Below are 21,481 nucleotides of genomic sequence, written 5' to 3'. Positions count from 1 at the left end.
CGAACTTGTTGCGTGGCGAATTCATCGACAGTCCCAATTTCGTACCCCGACATGCCTATTCTGCAGTGGTGTCAGAACTTCATCGGAGTCCGGTCTTCGACGTGCTGGAGGGGGCGGAGTGCACTCGATCTTGTCTCTTTCGCTGATCAGCGGCACCACGCCGATCTTGGTATCGATCCTCGGCCTCCTCGGTGCCTTGTGGCTACTGGCGTCGAGGCGCAGGTGGTATCTCCTGCGAGCAGTACCGATCGCACTCGTGGTGGCATCGGTCTTCGGGTTTTCTCTCTATTACGTCGTGGAAAAGGTGTGGCGGCCGTTTCCGGATCCGATCGAGGTCGAGATCTACTTATGGATCGCGATCGGAACTGCCGCACTGCTGCTCGTGGTGCCCAGAACCATGGTGGCGTCGGGATTGTTGGGTAGAGCGACATCGATTCTCGCTGCGCTATTGGTCGTTCTTGCGGCGTCCACGCAAATAAACCTGGTGTTCTCGGCGTATCCCACTGTTGGCACAGTGTTCGGGGTCGATTCGGCCGATCGGATCTCCCTCGCGGATCTTCCCGGTCCAGAAGTCGGCGTGGTCACCGGCGATCCACTCGACACGTCCTGGCGTCCTCCGGCCGACATGCCAACTGCCGGCAAACTGACCTCGGTGGCGATTCCGGCAACTGCCTCGGGATTCAGTGCGCGAGATGCACAGGTGTACCTGCCGCCGGCCTATTTTGTCGATCCGCGCCCACTGCTGCCGGTTCTGGTGCTCCTGGCCGGCCAACCGGGGGAACCCGAAGATTGGCTGAACGGGGGCAAGCTGATCGAAACGATGGACGCATTTGCGCGCGATCACGACGGTCTTGCACCGGTGGTCGTGGTGGCGGACGCCACTGGGTCGGCCCTTGCCAATCCGCTCTGCGTGGACTCGGCCCTCGGCAACGTTGCGACGTACCTGGCCAAGGACGTACCAGATTGGTTCACATCCGGACTCCAAGTCGATTCGAACCCGCGCACTTGGACGATCGGTGGATTGTCGTACGGCGGTACGTGCTCGCTTCAGATGGCAACAAATTTTCCTGATGTCTATCCGACATTTCTCGATCTGTCGGGCCAGCTCGAGCCGACGCTCGGCGATCGAAACCGAACAGTGAACGAAGTGTTCGGGGGGAACGAGGCCGCATTCCTAGCAGTGAATCCGATGGATTTGCTGAAGACGAGGCAGTTTCCCGATTCTGGTGGCGCATTCGTCGTCGGAGCGGACGACAACGACTACAAACCAGGACAGAAGACGGTGTACGAAGCCGCTCAGGCAGCAGGAATGGATGTCCGTTACTCCGAGGTGCCGGGTGGCCACAGTTTCGCCGTCTGGTCCGAAGGTCTCAAAGAGCAATTGCCGTGGCTGATGCAGAGAGTGGGACTGATCTCGTGAGCAAGATTTCCGAAGGAAACCAACAGGTCCCATCCAAAGATGCGACGGCACCGGACACGACTCCTGCGACCCCGTCTTGGTTCGATCGGCGACGACTCCGAGCAGTGACCGCGTGGCACAAAGCGATAAGACAACTCGTGCGACTGCGGGCGCTGATCGTATTCGGTGCCAAGGGAGCGCCCGTCAGCTTCGGATTGCTGACCGCTGTCTTGATATTCGGCATTCTCGGGGCGAGCCTCGGGCGCAACATGGTTCATCGTGACTTCGCCGTCGGGATCATGCCGTTCGAGGAGTTCCGGGTATGGACAGCGTTGACTTCCGGGCTTGTCGCGCCCGGTGTCCTTGGGTACGTGGTGGCGATCGTTGCGATCCTGGTGGCCGCCGCTCCGATCGAACGGAGGATAGGTTCGGTCAAGTTTGCAATAGCTGCATTACTCACTCAGGTATTGGGTGCATTGCTAGGCCTCGGAGTCGCAGCCTTGGCCAAGATGTTCGACGCGGACTGGGGTTTTCGGCTGCATGTCGGAACCGCTATCGGGCCTACGACGTGGATCGTGGGTGTCGTCATGGTGGCAAGCGCTCGCATGGACACCTTGTGGCGACGTCGTATCCGCGTGGGGTTGTTCGCGTTGTTGGTCACGCTGGCGCTGTTCAGTGGGCATTTGCAGGATGTCATTCGCCTCGCGTCCGCTGTGGTCGGATTGCTGCTCGGTCCCGTGATCGTGGGGAGGTCTGCGCGGGGTCCGAGGCTCGCCGGCACGCAGCGCGAAGGTCGTGTGCTCGTTGCGCTCATCGTGGCTGCAAGTGCGCTCGGTCCGGTCATCGCTGCATTGAGTCCTGACGCCGTCGGCCCGTTCGCGGTGTTACGCGACGTCGTGCGTGGGGTTCCGTACACCGCCGCCGAGGTGCGCGAAATCTGTGCCGATTCACCTACGGATCCGGAATGTCGTACCGGCCTTCTGGAGTTGCGGTTGGGTGGAGTGGGACCGACGATACTCTCGCTGATGCCATCGATCTTCTTGCTGTTTCTGGCAGACGGGCTGCGGAGAGGTCGCAAATTCGCTTGGACCGCAACAGTTTTCGCCCAGATCGTACTGTTGATCCTGTCCGTGGCCAACTTTGCGATCAGATTCGTGGAATCGGGTGACGACGAGTCGGTCTTCTACGGTCTGGAGTCGCCGACGGCGTACCGCACGATTGTTCCGTTCCTGCTGCCCCTTGCGGTTCTCGTTCTTCTACTGTTGACGCGCAAGTTCTTCGACGTCTCAGCGCCGAAGGGGACGTACCGCACATGGGGCTTCGCCGTCGTCGGATCGGCAGTGGGTCTGGCTGTTCTGTACGTTCTGGGCGGCCTCGCGGCGCGCGGGGGATTCGACAACGAACCTTCGATCCTCGGATTGCTCGCGGACTTCCCGCAGAGGTTGGTGCCACCGGTGTATCTCCAGTGGCTCGAGCCACGGTTCTTGCCCGAGAGCATTCCGACCACGTTGCTCTTCGAATGGACCGGGGTCGTGTTCTGGGCTGCACTGTGCGTACTCGTCCTCAATACCTTTCTCACCCCTGCGTACGGTGTCGATACCGACGCCACCGAACGGGCCAAGGAATTGCTGACAACCAGCAGTGGCAGCGCGCTGTCGTGGATGACGACCTGGCGTGGCAACAAGTACTGGTTCTCACCCGATGCGCGGAGCTATGTTGCGTATCGGGTCATTTCCGGCGTGGCCCTGACCACCGGCGATCCAGTAGGGCCACGAGAAAGACTGCACGACAACGTCGTCGACTTCGCCGAGTTTGCTTCGAAGAACGGATGGATTCCATGCTTCTACTCCGTGACACCTCAGGTGCGGGAGATCACCGACAGCATCGGGTGGGGTGGCATTCAGGTCGGCGAGGAGACAATTCTCGACCTCGAGAATCTTGCATTCACCGGTAAACGATTTCAAGACGTCCGGACGGCCTTGAATCGTGCAAAGAAGGCGGGTGTGGTCGCGGAGTGGATCAGCTTCCCCGAAGCTCCACTTGCCATCACCGACCAGATCACAGCGATCTCGGAGGAATGGGTCGCCGATAAAGGGATGCCCGAAATGGGCTTCACACTCGGAGGCCTGGAAGAAGTCGACGATCCACACGTCCGGTGCCTGATCGCTGTGGACGAGCATCGGACCGTTCACGGAATCACCTCATGGATGCCGGTATACGAGAACGGCGAGATCGTCGGCTGGACTCTCGATTTCATGCGTCGCCGCGCTGAAGGTTTTCGACCTGCGATGGAATTCCTCATTGCATCGGCCGCTCTGCTCCTCGAGCAAGAGGGTGTGAGATTTTTGAGCCTGTCCGGTGCACCCCTGGCCAAGATCGACGACGGCCGCGGCGCGGAAACGTCGGCCGATGCGTCGACCTTCTCGACTCTGCTCGACCGCTTGCTCGACGTGCTGGGCAGGACCTTGGAACCGGTGTACGGATTCAGGTCTCTGCTCGCCTTCAAATCGAAATTCCAGCCGAGGTACGAGTCCATGCATATGACCTTTGCCGATCCAGCGGCATTGCCGAGCATAGGAAATGCGGTCGGTCGGGCGTACCTCCCCGAAGTCTCGCTGGGGCAGGGCTATCGACTGGTCCGAACGATGATCGAGCGTTAGCTCTCCGAGGAGAACGAGGTCGTTACGACCGCTTCCCTGTGTGGGCCGCCTACGGCGCCGTAGACGTGTCGAGTACCGATAGGAACGATGAGGGGGCGATCGGAAACCGGATCTTCGATCACCCTCGCTTCGAGGCCGAACACGTCGAGTAGAAGCTTTTCGGAGATTACGTCCTGGGGGCGACCCGCTTCGACTATCTTGCCCTGTGACATGACGATGATCTGGTCGCTGTAGCGAATGGCCAAGTTGAGGTCGTGAAGCACCATGATCACGGTGCGGCCCAGGTCCTCGTGGAGTCGGTCGATCAAGTCGAGAACCTCCAGCGAGTGAGCGAGGTCAAGGTAAGTGGTTGGTTCGTCGAGCAGCAGAATGTCCGTGCCCTGTGCAAGTGCCATGGAAATCCAAGCCCGCTGGCGCTGACCACCGGACAGTTCGTCGACAGGACGATCGGCCAGATCGCCGACTCCGGTCAGCTCGAGGGCGTTCGCGACCTCCGACTCGTCGTCCGAGCTCCACTGTCGAATCCAGGATTGATTGGGGTGGCGACCCCGTGAGACGAGGTCGGCGACAGTCAAGCCTTCCGGCGCGACCGGTGCCTGAGGCAGCATCCCGAGGACCCGCGCGACGTCCTTCGTGCGCATCGACGAGATCGCTTTTCCGTCGAGGACCACCCTGCCCGACTTCGGTTTCAGCAACCGGCCGAGTGCGCGCAACAAAGTTGATTTGCCGCACCCGTTGGGACCGATCACCGTGGTGATCACACCGGTCCGAACCTCCAGGCCGAGATTCTCGACGACGATGCGGTCTCCATATCCGAGGGTGAGATCCTCCGCGACGAGACGTGGCAAATCGGTGGCGGTCATGCGGAGGCCTTTCGATTACTTCGGACTAGAAGGTACAGAAGGAACGGTCCGCCGAGTGCGGAGGTCACGATGCCGACGGGAAGCTCTACCGGCAGGATCGTTCGCGCTATGAGATCGCTGCCGACGACGAGTAACCCACCCAGGATCGCCGACGCAATGATCGGCGGACCGGGTGTTCTCAGTAGCCGCAGTGCGATCTGGGGGGCTGCCAACGCCACGAATCCGATGGGGCCTGCAGCGGCCGTCGCGATGGCCGCGAGCGCTACCGCAGCGAGAAGCATTGTTGCCTGACGCAATTGCAGTCGCACGCCGAGGGATCGGGCGTTGTCGTCGCCGAGGCGGAGAGCGCCGAGGGTGAAAGTCGACATGACGGTCAGGCCGCCGACAACGAGTACCGCGCCCAGGACCGGCCACACCGAACTCCAGTCTGCACCGTTCAGCGAGCCGTTGAGCCACAGCTGAGCTCGGGACACGTCGTTTATGTCGGCACTGATGAGAAGCCATCCGATCGACGCTGTCAGCATGGCATTGATAGCGATTCCGACGAGTATCAACCGAAATCCCTGGACGCCGCGCTTCCATGCGAGTGCGTAGATGACCACCGCGGTGGCGATTCCACCGATGAGCGCAGCGAGCGGCAACCCGAGGGTCGCGAGTATGCCGGCGAAGGTGCTACCGCCACCGAGGACGATGAGCGCGACGGCTGCCGCGCTGGCGCCGGCGGTGATACCGAGAATATCTGGACTTGCCAGTGAGTTTCGCGAAATGGATTGCGTCACAGCACCGGACATACCGAGTGCCATCCCGACGAGCACCCCGGTAAGAGAGCGCGGCAATCGTAAGTCCATCACGATGAATCGTTCGATTCGGGTGCCGCCACCGAGCAGCACGTCGATGACGTGCCCTATCGACAGGGGGAAGTCTCCCCGTCCGATGTTGAGGCACACCACCAGCAACAGTGCCGCCAACAGAACGAGATTGACGAGCACCATGAAGGGGCGCCGTACCAGCGAGAAGCGACCGATCCGGAATCCAGGCCTGGACGGAACTGTCAGCCTCGTTGCCTCCGCGGACGTGGTATTCGATTTCACTGTGGTCACAGGCTCGCCAACTTTCGTCGACGGACCAGCGCAATGAAGAACGGGGCGCCGAACAGTGCAACGACGATGCCCACTTGTAGTTCGCCGGGGCGCACGACAACGCGTCCGATGACATCTGCCATCAGAAGCATCACGCCGCCCATCAAACCTGCGTAAGGGACCAGCCATCGATAGTCCGGTCCGGTGACGACGCGGGCAACGTGTGGCACTACCAGTCCGATGAACGCGATCGGTCCGCACGCAGCCGTCGCGGCACCCGTAAGCAGCGTAATGGCGATGATGCCGACAGTTCTGCTGAGTGCGATGTTGACACCCAACGAGCGTGCGACGTCCTCGCCGAGGCTCATGACGTTGAGGCCCGGAGTACTGGCGAGAGCGATGACCACGCCGAGCACGAGAAACGGGAGAACCTGCCAGAGGACGTCCAGCCCTCGGCCGGCAACCGAGCCCACCGACCAGAACCGGTAACCGTCCAAGGTTGTTTGGTCTATCAGCACCACTGCATTGGTCATGGCTGCCAGGAAGAACGCGACCGCAGCACCCGCGAGCGCAAGATTGAGCGGACTCGCCTTCCCATTCCCGATCGAGGACAACCCGAATACCACGACGCTCGCCAGCGCCGAACCGGCAAAGGCGAACCAGAGATACTGGCTGGGGGAGTTGAATCCGAACAGGTAGATGGCGAGCACGACGAAGAAGGCTGCGCCGGCATTCAGACCCAGCAACCCGGCGTCGGCCAGGGGGTTTCTGGTGTGGCCCTGAATCAGGGCTCCGGCGATCCCGAGCGCGATTCCGACGACAAGCGCAAGGAGGGTGCGCGGGAGGCGCAGAGTACGAACGATGATGTCGGTATCGGTGCCAGTCGAATGCACCAGTGCATTGCCGATCTCCTCGAATGTAAGCGGCCTCGCTCCGATGGCGATGCTCGCGAGAATCGCCGCTGCCAGCGCGACGGTCAGAACGAGAAGTCCGAACAGCCTACGTCTACGGATGGCCTGCACCGAGGTGTCGCGCGTGACGGGTGCGAACTTTTCGGCGTATGCGGTCTTGTCGCGTACCACCTCAGTGCTCGAGCGGCCGAGAGCGAACTGCCTGCAGAGTCCCCGACGGACACCGATCGGTCCTCCGGTCGCGGAGTCGCGGACTACGAGTCCGGTCCATCGCCTGCCAGTGCTCTGACCGTCGCGCCCGGTGCGAAAACCCTGATTCCACAGCAGCAGCCCGATTGCAACGATCACCGAGATGGCTCCGAAGACGAACCTGTCCGCCTCACCACCACCATTGTCGTCGCGGAGAGAATCGACGATCGACCACCCGATGCCCACAGGTAGCAACACGATCGCAAGGTCGACGATCGCTGCCAGGACGCGAAGAAACCACGGGGCAGGGCCGCGTGGGATCTCCTCTCTCGAAAAGTCCACGTCCGATGGTCGACGGGGATTTTTCGATCCGAGCGATGGGGCCGTCGTCACTGTTGTTGTGACTCCTCACTTTGTTTGAAGGTACCGCTGCTTAGGTTACGGAACCCTTTGTCAGTCCGTGCGTCCGGGAAGGGTAGCCAATCCGTACAGGCGAAAAATGATGAAGACGCGGTGTCGACCAGATGGATTGGTTAGGCTAACCTATATTACAACCCGTTAAGGGTTGTACCTTTCGAACAAGGGAGTGTTCTGGTGTCAGTTGCAACAACGACGTCCGATGCCTGGGCCGATGTGCATCGTTCGCTTACGTGCAGCGACGACGTCGGTCCACTGGGCGCGGCCAGCGTCGGTCTTCGTGCGTTGAACTCGGACTATCCCCGCATGTATGCGGTTGCATCGATGGCAAACGAGGCCAAGCGTCGCTGGTGGCAGTTGGCCGCAGGCCTCGAAAGAGGTCGAGTAGAGCAGATGATCACTCGCTCTCTCGAGGACGTGAAGACTCCCGAGGTGGCAGCTGTCCAGGTGGCAACCGCGTTGATTCATGCAATCGTGGGCCGCGTCGTCGCGCTTTTGGTTCTTCAAGGGCGGGCGTGGGATCCGGGTATCGACAATCTGTGGATTCACATGGACAGCGACGGCGGAATCGACTGGGCAGGGCTTACCTCACCCGTATTGAGAGTCTTGCCCGGCGACAGCCTCGATGGAGCTTCGGGGACGGTCACTCTCCCCTGCGAGGAAGCACTGCTGATCTGGACGGCTCACCGATGCGTCACTTCCCTCGATGTCGTTGCCCGGGCGATCGCTGATCGTGCGCCCCTCAACTTGCGGGTCTTCTGGTCGTTGGTGGGCGATGCAGTGCTCGGTGCATCGACACACGTGCCCATGTTGTCTGGATCGCTCGGAGTATCGAGTGCTCGTCGCGGTCAGGATCTTCTCGACGCGTTCGTTGCTGCCGGTGTTCCGGTTCGTTCTCGTCCGGCATCGATCGGGCGACTTCGCTTGCGCGCCCCGTGATTACCACTTGTCGATCGGATAAGGATAGCCTAGGCTTGCATTGAACTAACGGACCGCGCCGGAGTCCTGAGGGCTGCAGTGACTCCCGGTCCTTGCCGCGGCGGGCCTCACATCCATTCGGATGTGGGGCCCGCCGATTTTTCTCGGCTGGGTCTCGTGTAGTCCTGGTGAGATCACACGCCGCTCGCCACGCGCGGCCACGACACCCTAGGAGGGCCTGATGAGCCAGACCGAACCGAAGGAAACAACTACCTCTGACACGAATGTCGATCCAACCGACATCACCGAGATGGTCGCCCAGGGTTTCGACGGCACCCTGGGGCTCGAGTATCTCGAGGTCTCTGGTGATCGAGTCCGTGCTTCCTGGGATGTGACACCCAAGCTGCACCAACCAGCCGGGATCATGCACGGTGGGGTTCTCTGTGCCGTGGTCGAGTCGCTTGCCAGCATCGGCGGAAGCGTGTGGCTCGGCGACCGCGGACACGTCGTTGGCGTCAACAACAACACGGACTTCCTCCGCGCAACGCGTTCGGGACAACTCACCGGCGTTGCCACGCCCGTCCATCGGGGCCGCACTCAGCAGATCTGGCAGGTGGACATATCCGACGAAGCCGGAAAGCTTGTTGCGCAAGGCAAAGTTCGACTCGCAAATATCGTCGACACAGCAATTCTGGGAAACGCCGCGACATGAGCTTGCAGGTGGACTGTCGGCGCGGGGCGAACGCTCGTGTCTGCGCTGCGTTGTCGCGTCGATGGCACTCCTCGGACTCGACGCACTACCGTTGCGATCATGAGTGAATCGGCCGGTAGCGGTATGTCGTCGCCGGGGGCCGGAGCCTTCGATCCCGAACACGTCACCCAGGCGCGTGCCGCAATCGATGCAGTCGACGACATCGGGGTGTGGGTCCAACGCTTCGACCTGTTGGGCGATCCGACCCGGCTCCGCATTCTGCTGTGCATGCACAGGGCGCCGGGTATTTGCGTGACCGACCTGGCGTCGGCGCTGGAGATGACGCCGACCTCCGTCTCGCACGCACTACGCCTTCTTCGCAACGAGGGATGGGTTGTCGTTCAGCGCGAAGGCAAGAAGATGACCTACAGACTCGACGACGACGTCGTGCACGGCATGTTGCACCAACTCGGCGCCACCCATGCACGAGATGTGCACGAATGACGCCGAGTGATCAGCTTCGGTAAAGCGGTCAGCCTGCGGCTTTCTCCTCCTGCTTTTCAACCCTCTTCGACGAGCGTTTCGATTCCATCGAGTTCAATTGTTCGATGGCCAATCGGGCGAACACCTGCTGCTCGGTAGACGCCATCTGTGCACGTCCCTTGCCGAGGAAGGTGACGAACCAAGAAATGACCGTAGTCAGGCGGCTGCGGTAACCGACTAGGTAGTACAGGTGCAACGCGAGCCACATGACCCAAGCGATGAAGCCGCCGAACTCGAACTTTCCGACCTTGGCGACGGCGTTGAAACGCGACACCGTTGCCATGGACCCCTTGTCGAAGTATTTGAACGGCTTGCGCTCTGCAGGATCAGCACCTGTCAGTGACGCCTTGATCTGCTTGGCGGCGTAGTTGGCCCCCTGGATCGCGCCCTGTGCCATACCGGGAACATCCTCGACGGACATCAGGTCGCCGACCACGAAAACATTGGGATGGCCTTTGACTGTCAGGTCGGGTTCGACGATGACCCTCCCTGCACGATCGGTCTCGGACCCGGACTGATCAGTGAGTTGCTTCCCCAGTGGGCTGCCCTGTACTCCGGCGGACCAGACCTTGCACTGTGCGTCGATGCGACGGGTTGTACCGTCCTTTTCCTTGACGGTCAGGCCGTCGTTGTCCACGTCGGTGACCATGGCGTTGAGCTGAATCTCGACGCCCAGCTTCTCGAGACGTGCTGCGGCTTTCTGGCCGAGCTTTTCGCCCATGGGCGGCAGCACGGCCGGGGCGGCATCGAGCAGAATGACACGCGCATCACGGGGGTCGATATTTCGGAATGCACCGTCGAGGGTGCGATCTGCCAATTCTGCTATCTGACCGGCGAGTTCGACACCGGTAGGTCCGGCACCGACAACCACGAAGGTCATCAGACGGTCCTTCTCCTCCTGATCGTCCGACAATTCGGCCTGCTCGAACGCGCCGAGAATACGACCACGAAGCTCGAGAGCGTCGTCGATCGTCTTCATGCCAGGCGCGAACTCGGCGAAGTGGTCGTTGCCGAAGTACGACTGCTGCGCTCCGGCCGCGACGATGAGGCTGTCGAAATGGGTGACGGTGACGCGTTCGAGAAGCTTGGAGGTGACGGTCTTGGCCGTCAGATCGATGGCTAGAACGTCACCGAGGAGTACTTCAGCATTCTTCTGCTTACGCAGGATGACCCTCGTCGTGGGCGCAATTTCGCCCACGGACAGGATGCCGGTGGCCACCTGGTAGAGAAGAGGCTGGAATAGATGGTGGGTGGTCTTAGCGACCAGAGTGACGTCGACGTCGGCCTTCTTGAGTGCCTTGACGCCGAACAAGCCACCGAATCCGGAACCGATGACAACGACGTGATGACGCTTCGATTCGACCGGTTGGATGCTCATTAACCTGCTCCTAGAGATTTGAGATGTACCACAACGGTAACGGTCCGGGTTTGCGGTGTCTCGGCAAGGTTCCCATGTCGGAGGCCGAATCGGGTGCTGGCATGACGATTAGTGCCACTGACCAGGGCAAGTGATCAGAGCTCGACTGCGAGAACCGACACGCCGGCTTCTGTATCGCTTCAGAAGCACGTCATCGGATCACCGGGCGCGAGCGCGCTGTGCCAGTTCCACTGTTGCTGCGCGTAGGTCGGCAAGGGCTGTAATCGGTTCGGTATATGCAACGCGAGTGGTCGCCTTCCCACGCGGAGTGAGCACGGCGAGGTCGAGTCCGTACCGGTCGGCCGACATGACCGTACTTTCCGTCGCATCCGGGTAGCCGCCGATAGCGCGCGCCATTGCGAGTAACGATTCGCCGTGATCCTCGTTCAAGTGCGTGAGCGCACCGGCGGCCTGCGTTGCCACCGGGTCTGCTGTCGCATGTGAGTAGTCGTCACCGAGTGCAGAATCCATCCGGCCGTATCCGCCTACCCAGCGGACTCGATTCACACGCAGAATCCACACCGAGAAGTCGCTGTAGTCGATGTAGTACTTGGCGGCGGGGACAGCTGATAGATGCGCCTGCCGCGCAGCGGCCATCTCATCTCTAGATGGTCGTTCCACCACGCCTGCCAAGGTGATCCTCGACGTCGCGAGCGGATCGGTGACCGATGCTGGGGAGACCACCGACAAACTCGCTCTGGGGTCGTGATCGAGGTTCCTTCCGTGCTCGGCCATGTTCGAAACACACAGAACCGGTGAGCCTCCCATTAGGCCATAGGTGATGTAGGACGCCCACGGGTCGCCCTCGACAGTCAAACTTGCGAGGGTGCCTATGTTGGTCGATGCTGCGACGGTTCGAGCCTCTTCGGCTGCCGACATCCGTCGGGCAGGCTCGAAGGCGCCCAATGGGGGAGGGACGGAAGGAGCGTCGCCGGGATCGCCATGATCGAGTGCCATGATCGCAGTCTACGGAGCATGCTCGGCTGTCGTGAACGTTCGTGTGGCCCAGGCGACTCCGAATATCCGTTTCGTCGCGCGAATCGCGGGCATACTCACCCGGTGATCAAGGTAATGCGCACGAACCAAACGGTCCGGGCCATGGTGGCTGCAATGGGGTTGTTCGTTGTGGTGGCTGCCATATGGGCGGGTGTCGGATACGTATACGCCGATGACCACAAAACCATGTCGGCGACCACGGTGGGGCTATGTGTCTTGGCCGCCGGGTGGTTGGTGATTCTGGGGGCCTTCGCCATCAAGTTCGGTCGCTTGCGGGCTCGACGACGTAAGAGCGAACACGACGGCTAGCTCTCGAGCACGACCAACTTTTGCGTCGCACGCGTCATCGCCACATAGCGGTCTACAGCTCCCTCTGTGTCTGTACCGAATGCGTCGGGGTGGATCAGAATCACGAGATCGAATTCGAGGCCCTTGGACATTTCTGGAGTCAGCACGCGAACGCGTGAATTCGCCCGGAGTTCGATACTGCCCGTGACATCGACGCTGACGATGCAGACGATCCCTTCGGTGTGCTGGGCCAGCCATGACTCGATAATCGAAGTCAACTCTGACGTGCGTCCGTGCACGACGGGGATGCCGCTCCGACGAATGGAGGTCGGAACGTTGGCGTCCGGCAGAACGGTTCGAATGATCGGTTCGGCTCGGCTTGGATCGTCCCCAGCACATCGCGCATCCGGTGCGAGCTGTCACTGCCGAGACTCGCTATGAATGCCGAGTGATCGTCGAGTGCTGCGTGCCGGCGCACCCCATTCTCGCTTTCGATTTCGTCAGCAGTGGAAACCTCGTCCCGATAGTCGCTCACACGGCCACGAGTCCAGCGATACCGACGCCGACGCGCCAGCCCCATCGGGTTGGCCTGTGTTGCGCCGAAGTACGGCTCGGCTGAAGGGGAGCGCCAGTCGGCGATCAACGCGGGGTGGGCTTTGGCGATGAGTCGACCCGAGAGATCGAAGGCACTTTCGGTCACAGGACTCACGCTGCCGCCTCCCACTGCTCGATTCGCGATGGGATCGAAGTAGGTGGTAAATCCGGCACAGGTAGATACATGAGTTTCCCTCCCTTTCTGCAGCTTTCGGATTCAGCCGGTAATTCTGCGCCGCACCCGGGGTCTTGCCACAAGCCCCCGGGTGCGCTATGTGTTGCAAAGGGAAGGGAAGCTGTTGCACGCGGTAAGCGGCTCGGTGGAGGTCGAGAATGGCCTTGCTACCGGCCCCCATTTATCAGACGAGGCGGTGTATCAGCCCGAGACGTCGATGATTTCGATCGCGAAAACCAAGGTGTCGCCTTGCTCGATGCCAGCTGACGGTTGACCACTGGGGTACCCGTCGGCGGATGTCATCGCGACGGCAACCTTCGACCCGACAGTTTGCCCCGCAATCGCCTTCTGAAAGCCAGGTACGACTCGTGCAAGCGGGAACTCGACCGGTGCGCCACGTTCGTAGCTGCTGTCGAAGACCGAACCATCGCGGCCGTTGACTCCCATGTAGCACACCGAGACCGTCGCGTCGTCGGCCACGACCGGTCCGTCACCGGTCTGCAGAGTGTGTACCTGGGTTTCGGTCACAGCGAACGGCGTGGTGACCTCGACGAGGGGCGCCGTCGTATCGGTTGATCCGGCGACTGCCACGCTGCCGGTGGATCCGGGAAGCGTCCATTCGGGTGTGGTGCCGGCCTCGGGCGCTTGGGACGGGCATGCGGTGGATGCAGGTGCAGATTCGCTGACCGATGAGGTAGTCGAATCGGAGCCGCATGCTGCGAGCACCACAGCGAGCGACGCGGCGCAAGCCGCGAGTATGCCGGATTTGGTTGCGCGAGAATAATTCACGTCGACCACGCTACAGACTTCGTTTGCGCGTGAGAGCTGCTCCCCGCCGCCACCTGCGAATCTCGAGCGCGTCGGGAATCCTCGGGACAAGCGATCGACGTTCATCATGCTGACAGCCAACGGAATACGTGCCACCAGAGCTGCAGGAGGAGTCCGCTCTCGCCGTTTACCGGCAATGGGAAGCCACTGTCGGCGTCGAACAAGTGACGCAGATGGGGGGAGACGCTCGCAGCCCTGGCTGTATCGGGACGGCTCCGGCCGCTGTGGTGAGCTGAAGCGACAGTCGATCCGCGGCCGAGATTCCTATCTGCCACGGGGTCGCAATAGGACCCGGCCTATTCGGTATTCCACGTATCGTCCTCCGACTGCTCGTGGGGAAGAATGCCGTGCAGGATGATGTCGGCCAAGGCGTCGGCGACCGGTCTCGGATCGTCGATATCGCGGACCGACATCGCGAAGATCGCGGCACCCGCGAGGATGTCGAGGAGAGTGTCCACGTCGACACCTGCACGAATTTCGCCCTGTTCGCTGCCCACCGCCATTCGGCGCTCCAGCTCCGCTCGCACTCCCGCGAGCTGGCGTACGACCAGTACTTCACGTAACGCTCCGTCGGTACGCACCTCGCTCATCAGCCCTGGGACTGCTGCCCGGGTGGCAGGGGAGGCGAACAGTGCGACCGCGCCCTGCACCAGTGCGTGAACTTGGGCAACCATCGTGCCGGTGACGCCGAGTGTCGAGTCGATGTCGGCCCCCAGATCGGTGTCCAGAACCGGGTAGACGGCCTCGTTGACGATGTGGGCCTTCGAAGGCCAACGACGATAGATGGCGGGGCGTCCGACGCCCGCGAGGGCGGCGATCGCGTCGATCGTGGTGCCGGAATAACCCTTCTCAGTCAGCAATTGGCGGGTGGCATCCAGCACGGCTGCGTCGATCGTCGGGTTTCGCTGCGGGCCGAGCCGATGCTGGGCCTCGGGTTCCTTCGGCATTCTTCTACGGGCCCCTTGTGGTTTCGGTGTGACGTCCGTTACATTCTGTCACGACTTCAGTCGATACGAAGTGTAACGACTAGCGCGTGCCATCAGTGTCTCCCAAGCCACTAGGAGTGGTTATGACTTCTGAATCCACGGGAGCAGATCCCGACTTTGCCGAACTCGCCAGACCAGTTGAGTCCCGCAGCGATCCCGCTGTCTTGCGGGCGCGACTCGAGCGCTGGCTGGCCACAGTTCTCGACGCCGAGTCCCAGCCGGAGGTGACCTCGACCGAAGTTCCCGCCGGGACAGGGATGTCCAACGAGACGGTGCTGTTCGACGCTGTGTGGACCGAGGACGGTTGCCGCTCGGAGCACCAGCTGGTAGCGAGGATTGCGCCCGCCGCCATCGGGGTGCCGATCTTCCCGACCTACAACTTGGACCAGCAGTTCCATGTCATGCGGGCGGTTGCGGAACACACGTCGGTGCCGATTCCCCGTGTCTACTGGTCGGAGTCCTCGCCTGAGGTACTCGGTGGCGAATTCTTCGTCATGGAGCGGATCAATGGCGACGTCCCTCCTGACGTGATGCCGTACAACTTCGGATCCTGGCTGTCTGAGGGCACGGCGGAAGAACGTTCCCGACTCCAGCTTTCCTCTATCCAGGTTCTCGTCGACCTGCATGCCATCGCCGAGCCCCACCGCGTCTGCCCGAGTTTGAGATGTACCGACAGCGACGAAGAGCCCTCCGGAGAGGCGGCGTTGCGTGCGCATGTGGCGGGTCAACGGCGCTACTACGAGTGGGCCACCGCTGACGGACCACGGTCTCCGCTGATCGAACGCGGACTCGACTGGATCGAGGCGAACCTGCCCACCGACGACCGACCGGCGGTGTTGTGTTGGGGCGACTCCCGCATAGGCAACGTCATGTACCAGGACTTCCGGCCTGCAGCGGTACTCGATTGGGAGATGGCCACGCTCGGTCCGCGCGAGTTGGACCTCGGCTGGATGGTCTACTTGCACAGGTTCTTCGAGGACCTCGCCACGTCGGCCGGGCTCCCTGGGCTGCCGGACCTTCTCCGCCGAGAGGACGTCGCCGACACGTATTGCGAGCTGACCGGGCACCGACCGGCCGATCTGGACTTCTACACGCTGTACGCGGCTGTTCGTCACGCCGTCATCATGTTCCGAGTGCAGCGCCGTGCCGTCGCTTTCGGCCAAGCTCAGTTGCCGGAGAACCCAGACGAGATGATCATGCACCGAGCAAGTCTCGAAGCCATGCTGGACGGCACCTACTGGGCCGTCGTCACGGCAGGAGCCGCGCTATGACTCTATCTCCGCTCGACGACTACCCAGTCCACCAGATCGCCGAGCCGATCCGACACGTCGGCACGTCGGACCGCAATTTTTACGACCGGTACTACTTCAATTGTCATGCCGGGGTCGACGGAGCCGATCCACTGTTCCTCATCATCGGACTGGGCCAGTATCCCAATCTCGGTGTGTGCGACGGGTTCGCGGTGCTGCGACGCGGAGATGATCACCTCGTCTTTCGAGCTTCCCGAGCGCTGGGGGAGGACCGCATGGATCTGTCCGTCGGACCGTTGCGGATCGAGATCATCGAGGGATTGCATCGTCTGCGAGTCGTTCTCGAACCGAGCCTGGAGGCTCCCGACCTCAGTTTCGATCTCGAATTCGAGTCCGACGTGCCGGCGAACCTCGAGGCGAGGCACTTCCATCGGCAACTCGAGCGGGTCACCTTCGACACCCAGCGGTTCGTCCAAACCGGGACGTGGGCGGGGACACTGACGCTCGACGGCGAGGCCATGTCCGTCACGCCGGACACATGGCGCGGCAACCGTGATCGTTCCTGGGGTGTACGGCCAGTGGGCGAAGCGGAACCACCTGGACGCAAGGCCGATCCAGCCATTGCTGCCGAGCAGAACTTCTTTTGGATCTATTCGATCATGCAGTTCGAAGATTTTTCTATCGTCACGGTCATTCAGGAGGACAGGCACGGTCGGCGAATCGTCGAGGACTCGACGCGGGTGTTCGCCGATCTAACCCGGGAACGGGAATGGCTGGGCCGACCGGATCACGAGTTGACCTTCGTTCCAGGTACCCGCGAAGTCGAGACGGGCACACTGTACTTCCGCAGACCGGGTTCGCCCGGCCAGCCGGATCACGTCCTCACCGTCACATGCGAACCAGTGCTTCCGCACTACCTGGGGGTCGGCACCGGGTATGGCCTCGAGCAGGATTGGCGTCACGGAATGTGGCAGGGCGAGATGGTGGTCCAGGGGTGTCGCGAGAAGGTCTCCGAGATCGAACCCTGGAAGAAAATGCTCTGCCCAGTCGACAATCTCGCTCGATTCACCATCATCGAGGACGGCGTCACCCGCACTGGCGCAGGACTCTTCGAGATAGCGGTCATCGGACCCCACAAGCAATACGGGTTCACCGGGGTCGGTGACGTCGCCATCTGATTATCCGGGCCTCGGCCGAATTCGGAGCCGCCGTAAACGTCCCGGTCAGTGCTTCACGCGATACCGCACGTGCGTCGTGAACGGAGAGTGAATGGCTTCGATCGGTTCAAGGCTCGAGTTCGTCAGGCCATCGAACGGTGATTCACCCCTTCCGAGCAAGACTGGTGTGATGTCGAGGACGAGTTCGTCGATCACGCCGGCGGCGAGGGCTTGATGAACGGTCGACGCGCCGCCGGCGATGGAGATGTCGTTTTTGCCGGCCACGGCCTTGGCCTGGGCGTACGCGGAATCGAAACCATCGGTCACAAAGTGAAAAGTGGTGCCACCCGCCATCTCGATTGGATCGTGTCGATAGTGGGTGAGTACGAACACCGGTGCGTGGTACGGAGGATTGTCACCCCACCACCCGCTCCAGTCCTCATCCCACTCACCGCGGATGGGACCAAACATGTTGCGACCCATGATGAATGCTCCGCGAGGACGCAGTAGTTCAGCGGTGAGCGCGGCATCGGCCTCGTTCGTGGCCTCACCGATATGCCATGTGTGCAGTTGGAGGCCTCCGACACCCAAGGGGTTGTCCTTGTCCTGATCGGGGCCGGCGACGAAGCCGTCAAGGGAGATCGACATATGTGCGGTAGTTCGAGTCATGTCGTTCAGACTGCCACCGCGATCGAAACTCATCGCCTTCATCGCAAAGGCAATCTGCTTGTGGTCAAGCCAAGCTATGGAGTTGCCAGAGAACCCGTTTCACCCTCGACGGGATCCCCAGCATTCTCTGGACGCCCGAGTCCGCACCCGGGCCGGTGCCGCTGGTTTTACTCGGCCACCCTGGGGGATTGCACGCGATGCATTCCCGGTTGGCAGGGCGGGCCCGGGCTTCGGTTCTGGAGCACGGCTTTGCCGCGGCCACCATCGAGCTTGCTGGCGGCGGTGAGCGGACCCGTTCCGCCGCGGAGCAGGCCCGCAGTGATCTGGCGGGCGCTGGCGGCCGGTGAGCCGGTCGACGAGATAGTCGATCGGCTTGTACTTCCGCTGGTGGACAAGGCAGTCCCGGAGTGGCAGGACGCTTTGGATGCTCTTCTTGCGCTACCTGAAGTTCGCGGACCGGTCGGGTTCTCGGGAGGACCGATAGCCATCGGTATCCGATTGGCGGTGGTCGAGCCGCGTATCACTGCCGCCGTGTTGTTCGCGGGTGGCTTCGTGCCCGCCGCCATGTTCGACGAGGCCCGTCAAGTCACCATTCCGCTACTGGTTCTCCTGCAGTGAGACGATGAAACGAACGCCCGGCAGGTTAGTTTGAATCTGTTCGACGCCTTCGGCTCCGAGGAAAAGGCGTTGCACGCGAACATGGGCGGGCATTCTGGAGTACCACAATCCGAGGTCACCGGTGGGGCCCAGTTCCTCGCCCGACACTCGAGTTAGTCATCGTTCCCGGCACCTGCAGCTACGCCCGTGACCAGGTGCCGAGAGCGGGTGCGGGATGGGGTCTTCCTCGCTTGCCATGACCTCATGCTTGGCGACCAGTAGGCCGGGGATGCACACTTGTCGAACCAACGAAAGGGCCCCTGATCATGAACGCACTGCTGCCGTACACCTTCGAGGACACGCCTGATTGTGCCTCACTCACGACCGTGGGGTTCGAGAGTCTCGTCCGGTCATCGGGGGATTGTTTCGGCAAGCTCGATGCGGTCGTTGGCGCGCGATGAACTCGATGACGCCCCTCGCCGATCTGACCCCCGCTGATCGGCACCGAGCGATAGCCACCGTTTTCACTGAAAACGTTGCACTGGTGCATGATTGGGAGTTGCCCACTCCGGTCGAGGGCTGGGTCGTCCGCGATATCGTCGCGCATCTGGTCAACTGGTTCACCGACTTCCTCAGTGCCGGCGGTCAGAAATTACCACCTGGACCGGACATACAGTCCGATCCCGCAGCCGCTTGGCAGGCGCACGTCGAGGGTGTGCAGGCCCTACTCGACGAAGCCACCGACGAGAGCGAGTTCAGCCACCCGATGGTGGGCACCCACCGACTCGCCGACGCGATCGATCAGTTTTACACCTCGGATGTCTTCATGCACACCTGGGACCTGGCAACCGCCCTCGGTCGAGCGCCGAACCTGGACCCTGCATTCGCCACACAGTTGCTCGACGGTATGGCCGGAATCGAAGAGCTGCTGCGGTCTTCTGGCCAATACGGTCCGGCCGTCGCCGTGGCCGCCGACGCGGATCCAGTGACGTCACTGGCAGGCTTCATCGGACGAGATCCGTACTGGCCTGGAAATTCGTTGCCGGGTAGCTGACCACCTGTGGAACCTATCTCGATGGCCCGTTCGTGGACAAAGTGCACCCTGGATAGTGGATCCCGATAGCGGGAAATGCAGGTTTCGCTGAGAGGATGTCCCCAGCTGAGAGGATGTCCCCATGTGTGAAGTGATCGAAGGGCAGTGGACTTGAAGTCCCAGAACCGCCAGGATTGGGCCCCGCTCCTGCAAACGCTGGCCGGACGCCGTGAAGCTGCACGGGCCATGGGCGGGTCCGAGAAACTCGCCCGCCACCGCGCCGGCGGGCGAGTCGACGCCCGCACCAGAATCGATGAACTGCTCGATCCGGGTAGCTTCATCGAAATCGGCACTCTGGCCGGCGACGGTTCCACTCCCGCGGACGCTTTCGTCGCAGGCTCCGGTCTCATCGATGGCCGGCCTCTTCTGGTCGGGTCCGAAGACTTCTCGGTCAGCGGTGGTTCCATTGGCACCGCCGCCGCCACGAAGCGCGCTCGAATCGCAATGCTCGCACAGCAGGAGCGTCTTCCTTTGGTCATGATGCTCGAGGGTGCGGGGCACCGAGCCGTCAACGGACTCTTCCCGCACCGACCGGCACCCAATGATCTACAGGCGATGAGCGAATTGGCCGGATTGGTTCCCACCGTGGCGGTGGTTACCGGCCCGTCCGCCGGGCATGGGGCGCTGACCGCGCCCCTGTCTGACTTCGTGGTGATGGTCGACGCGGATGCCGCGCTGTTCACCGCGGGTCCTCCACTGGTCCGGGCGTCGACAGGCGAGCAGGTCACCAAGAGCGATCTAGGTGGGCCCGCAGTACACGCGGTGGAGAGTGGAGTCGTCCACAACGTTGTTGCGGACGTCGAGGAGGCACTCGCACTGGTACGACGCTATTTGTCGTATTTCCCGAGCAGCGCTTGGAATCGACCGCCCACGACGACAGCGGTTTCCGGGCACGATCTCGACGAGCGCGATCTCGATGACTTGTTGGACATCATCCCGCCGAATCCGCGGAAAAGCTACGACATGCGGGAAGTGCTGGAGCGGCTTGTAGACGCTGGATCCCTGTTGGAGATCCAGCCCGAGCATGGTGGTTCGATCATCACAGCCCTTGCCCGCATCGGCGGACATGTGGTAGCGATCGTCGCCAACCAGCCACTGGTACTTGCTGGTGCGATCGACAGGGCGGCCGCAGAGAAAGCGGCACGATTCATTTCGATGACCAGCGCATTCCACCTACCACTGGTGCAGCTGGCGGATAATCCGGGCGTACTGGCCGGAAGCGTGTCGGAGCGCGCCGGAATCCTCCGGGCCTCGGCCCGGATGTTCGCCGCTCAGCATCGTGCGCAGGTTCCAAAGCTGCATGTGACCGTACGTAAGGCCTTCGGTTTCGGCAGTTCGGTGATGGGGCAGAACGCGTTCGGCGGGCAGACTGTTTCGCTGGCGTTTCCCGGTGCCATGCTCGGTGGGATTCCGGCCGGTGTCGGCGGCGATACTGCGAAGGAAGATGAGCAGACACGAGCGGCACTGATCGAGAACGAAAACTCCGGCCCCTGGCGTTTGGCCGGCACGGTCACCTACGACGAGGTTATCGATCCGCGCCAGTTGCGCAACGCATTGCTGGGAGGTCTGCGAATGGCCCGAGGTCGTGAGCCCGCCCCGGTCGAACCAATTCGGCACATCGGCTATCTGCCCTGAGCGAAGCGGCAGAACTAGCACGAGGTGAATTTCGCGCGTGCTGCGTGTGACGGTCGGTCGCCGATGATGGCTGTTGATATACATACACGAGGTGCGAGTGAATTTTGTTCGGCGGAATACGGATCC

General features: G+C 61.8%; 18 protein-coding genes and 3 pseudogenes. 11 read left to right on the top strand and 10 right to left on the bottom strand.

Annotated elements, in window-relative coordinates:
- Window positions 1-118 precede the first annotated feature (118 nt).
- Complete coding sequence (locus O1W68_RS18190; RefSeq protein WP_269305896.1) at window positions 119-1,420, top strand: alpha/beta hydrolase; 1,302 nt, start codon at window positions 119-121, stop codon at window positions 1,418-1,420.
- Window positions 1,421-1,524: 104 nt separating this feature from the next.
- Window positions 1,525-4,059, top strand: a complete 2,535-nt coding sequence (locus O1W68_RS18185) for a bifunctional lysylphosphatidylglycerol flippase/synthetase MprF (RefSeq protein WP_269306093.1) — start codon at window positions 1,525-1,527, stop codon at window positions 4,057-4,059.
- Here O1W68_RS18185 and O1W68_RS18180 read toward each other — a convergent pair.
- From O1W68_RS18180 to O1W68_RS18170, 3 genes are read right to left on the bottom strand one after another with little or no spacing between them, the layout of a single operon-like run.
- On the bottom strand, window positions 4,056-4,922 hold the full coding sequence (locus O1W68_RS18180) for an ABC transporter ATP-binding protein (RefSeq protein WP_269305895.1): 867 nt from the start codon (window positions 4,920-4,922) through the stop codon (window positions 4,056-4,058). The genes O1W68_RS18185 and O1W68_RS18180 overlap by 4 nt on opposite strands.
- On the bottom strand, window positions 4,919-6,022 hold the full coding sequence (locus O1W68_RS18175) for a FecCD family ABC transporter permease (protein ID WP_269305894.1): 1,104 nt from the start codon (window positions 6,020-6,022) through the stop codon (window positions 4,919-4,921). The genes O1W68_RS18180 and O1W68_RS18175 overlap by 4 nt, the downstream gene beginning before the upstream one ends.
- Window positions 6,019-7,494, bottom strand: a complete 1,476-nt coding sequence (locus O1W68_RS18170) for an iron chelate uptake ABC transporter family permease subunit (protein WP_442972400.1) — start codon at window positions 7,492-7,494, stop codon at window positions 6,019-6,021. Before O1W68_RS18170 ends, O1W68_RS18175 begins: the two co-directional genes overlap by 4 nt.
- Window positions 7,495-7,695: 201 nt before the next feature.
- On the opposite strand from O1W68_RS18170, the gene O1W68_RS18165 reads away from it, so the two are divergent.
- The 3 genes from O1W68_RS18165 to O1W68_RS18155 all read left to right on the top strand — a co-directional run bounded on the left by O1W68_RS18165 (window position 7,696) and on the right by O1W68_RS18155 (window position 9,631).
- Window positions 7,696-8,457: a hypothetical protein gene (locus O1W68_RS18165; RefSeq protein WP_442972399.1), complete on the top strand. Its 762-nt coding sequence runs from the start codon at window positions 7,696-7,698 to the stop codon at window positions 8,455-8,457.
- 289 nt (window positions 8,458-8,746) lie between these two features.
- Window positions 8,747-9,148, top strand: a complete 402-nt coding sequence (locus tag O1W68_RS18160; RefSeq protein ID WP_269306090.1) for a PaaI family thioesterase — start codon at window positions 8,747-8,749, stop codon at window positions 9,146-9,148.
- 99 nt (window positions 9,149-9,247) lie between these two features.
- Window positions 9,248-9,631, top strand: coding sequence for an ArsR/SmtB family transcription factor (locus tag O1W68_RS18155; RefSeq protein WP_269305892.1), 384 nt, complete (start codon window positions 9,248-9,250; stop codon window positions 9,629-9,631).
- A gap of 28 nt (window positions 9,632-9,659) precedes the next feature.
- Here the strand turns inward: O1W68_RS18155 and O1W68_RS18150 are convergent, their stop codons facing one another.
- Complete coding sequence (locus O1W68_RS18150; RefSeq protein WP_269305891.1) at window positions 9,660-11,048, bottom strand: NAD(P)/FAD-dependent oxidoreductase; 1,389 nt, start codon at window positions 11,046-11,048, stop codon at window positions 9,660-9,662.
- Window positions 11,049-11,246: 198 nt separating this feature from the next.
- Window positions 11,247-12,044 (bottom strand): HugZ family pyridoxamine 5'-phosphate oxidase, encoded by a 798-nt coding sequence (locus O1W68_RS18145; RefSeq protein ID WP_269305890.1) that lies wholly within the window; start codon window positions 12,042-12,044, stop codon window positions 11,247-11,249.
- A gap of 102 nt (window positions 12,045-12,146) precedes the next feature.
- Between O1W68_RS18145 and O1W68_RS18140 the strand changes: the two genes are divergently transcribed.
- Entirely contained in the window at window positions 12,147-12,392 is a 246-nt protein-coding gene (locus O1W68_RS18140; RefSeq protein WP_269305889.1) for a hypothetical protein, read from the top strand.
- Here the strand turns inward: O1W68_RS18140 and O1W68_RS18135 are convergent.
- The 4 genes and pseudogenes from O1W68_RS18135 to O1W68_RS18120 form a co-directional block, all read right to left on the bottom strand.
- Window positions 12,389-12,751: pseudogene (locus O1W68_RS18135) on the bottom strand (ATP-binding domain-containing protein); the annotation flags it as partial. The gene O1W68_RS18140 and the pseudogene O1W68_RS18135 sit on opposite strands and share 4 nt — an antisense overlap.
- Window positions 12,745-13,014: pseudogene (locus O1W68_RS21640) on the bottom strand (AAA family ATPase); the annotation flags it as partial. The pseudogenes O1W68_RS21640 and O1W68_RS18135, both read right to left, overlap by 7 nt.
- A gap of 327 nt (window positions 13,015-13,341) precedes the next feature.
- On the bottom strand, window positions 13,342-13,929 hold the full coding sequence (locus O1W68_RS18125; RefSeq protein WP_269305887.1) for an FKBP-type peptidyl-prolyl cis-trans isomerase: 588 nt from the start codon (window positions 13,927-13,929) through the stop codon (window positions 13,342-13,344).
- A gap of 335 nt (window positions 13,930-14,264) precedes the next feature.
- Window positions 14,265-14,915, bottom strand: coding sequence for a TetR/AcrR family transcriptional regulator (locus tag O1W68_RS18120; protein WP_269305886.1), 651 nt, complete (start codon window positions 14,913-14,915; stop codon window positions 14,265-14,267).
- A gap of 122 nt (window positions 14,916-15,037) precedes the next feature.
- On the opposite strand from O1W68_RS18120, the gene O1W68_RS18115 reads away from it, so the two are divergent.
- Together O1W68_RS18115 and O1W68_RS18110 are read left to right on the top strand one after the other, a co-directional pair.
- Window positions 15,038-16,225 carry a phosphotransferase family protein gene (locus O1W68_RS18115; protein WP_269305885.1) on the top strand — a complete coding sequence of 396 codons (1,188 nt, stop codon included), beginning with the start codon at window positions 15,038-15,040 and terminating at the stop codon, window positions 16,223-16,225.
- The gene (locus O1W68_RS18110; protein ID WP_269305884.1) at window positions 16,222-17,382 is read left to right on the top strand and encodes a hypothetical protein; all 1,161 of its coding nucleotides are present in this window, start codon (window positions 16,222-16,224) and stop codon (window positions 17,380-17,382) included. Before O1W68_RS18115 ends, O1W68_RS18110 begins: the two co-directional genes overlap by 4 nt.
- A 45-nt stretch (window positions 17,383-17,427) precedes the next feature.
- On the opposite strand, the gene O1W68_RS18105 is transcribed toward O1W68_RS18110, so the two are convergent.
- On the bottom strand, window positions 17,428-18,030 hold the full coding sequence (locus tag O1W68_RS18105) for a dihydrofolate reductase family protein (RefSeq protein ID WP_269305883.1): 603 nt from the start codon (window positions 18,028-18,030) through the stop codon (window positions 17,428-17,430).
- A 98-nt stretch (window positions 18,031-18,128) separates the two neighbouring features.
- Between O1W68_RS18105 and O1W68_RS18100 the strand changes: the two are divergent.
- The 3 genes and pseudogenes from O1W68_RS18100 to O1W68_RS18090 all read left to right on the top strand — a co-directional run.
- Window positions 18,129-18,804: pseudogene (locus O1W68_RS18100) on the top strand (dienelactone hydrolase family protein); the annotation flags it as partial.
- 280 nt (window positions 18,805-19,084) lie between these two features.
- The gene (locus tag O1W68_RS18095; RefSeq protein WP_442972398.1) at window positions 19,085-19,681 is read left to right on the top strand and encodes a maleylpyruvate isomerase family mycothiol-dependent enzyme; all 597 of its coding nucleotides are present in this window, start codon (window positions 19,085-19,087) and stop codon (window positions 19,679-19,681) included.
- A gap of 144 nt (window positions 19,682-19,825) precedes the next feature.
- A complete protein-coding gene (locus O1W68_RS18090) occupies window positions 19,826-21,355 on the top strand; it encodes an acyl-CoA carboxylase subunit beta (RefSeq protein ID WP_269305882.1) in 1,530 nt (509 codons plus the stop codon).
- The last annotated feature ends 126 nt before the right edge of the window (window positions 21,356-21,481 follow it).

Origin of the sequence: Rhodococcus sp. H36-A4 (genome assembly GCF_027158005.1) — a bacterium.
In the GTDB taxonomy this organism is placed as follows: Bacteria; Actinomycetota; Actinomycetes; order Mycobacteriales; family Mycobacteriaceae; genus Rhodococcoides.
This window is presented reverse-complemented; position numbering and strand designations above follow the sequence as displayed.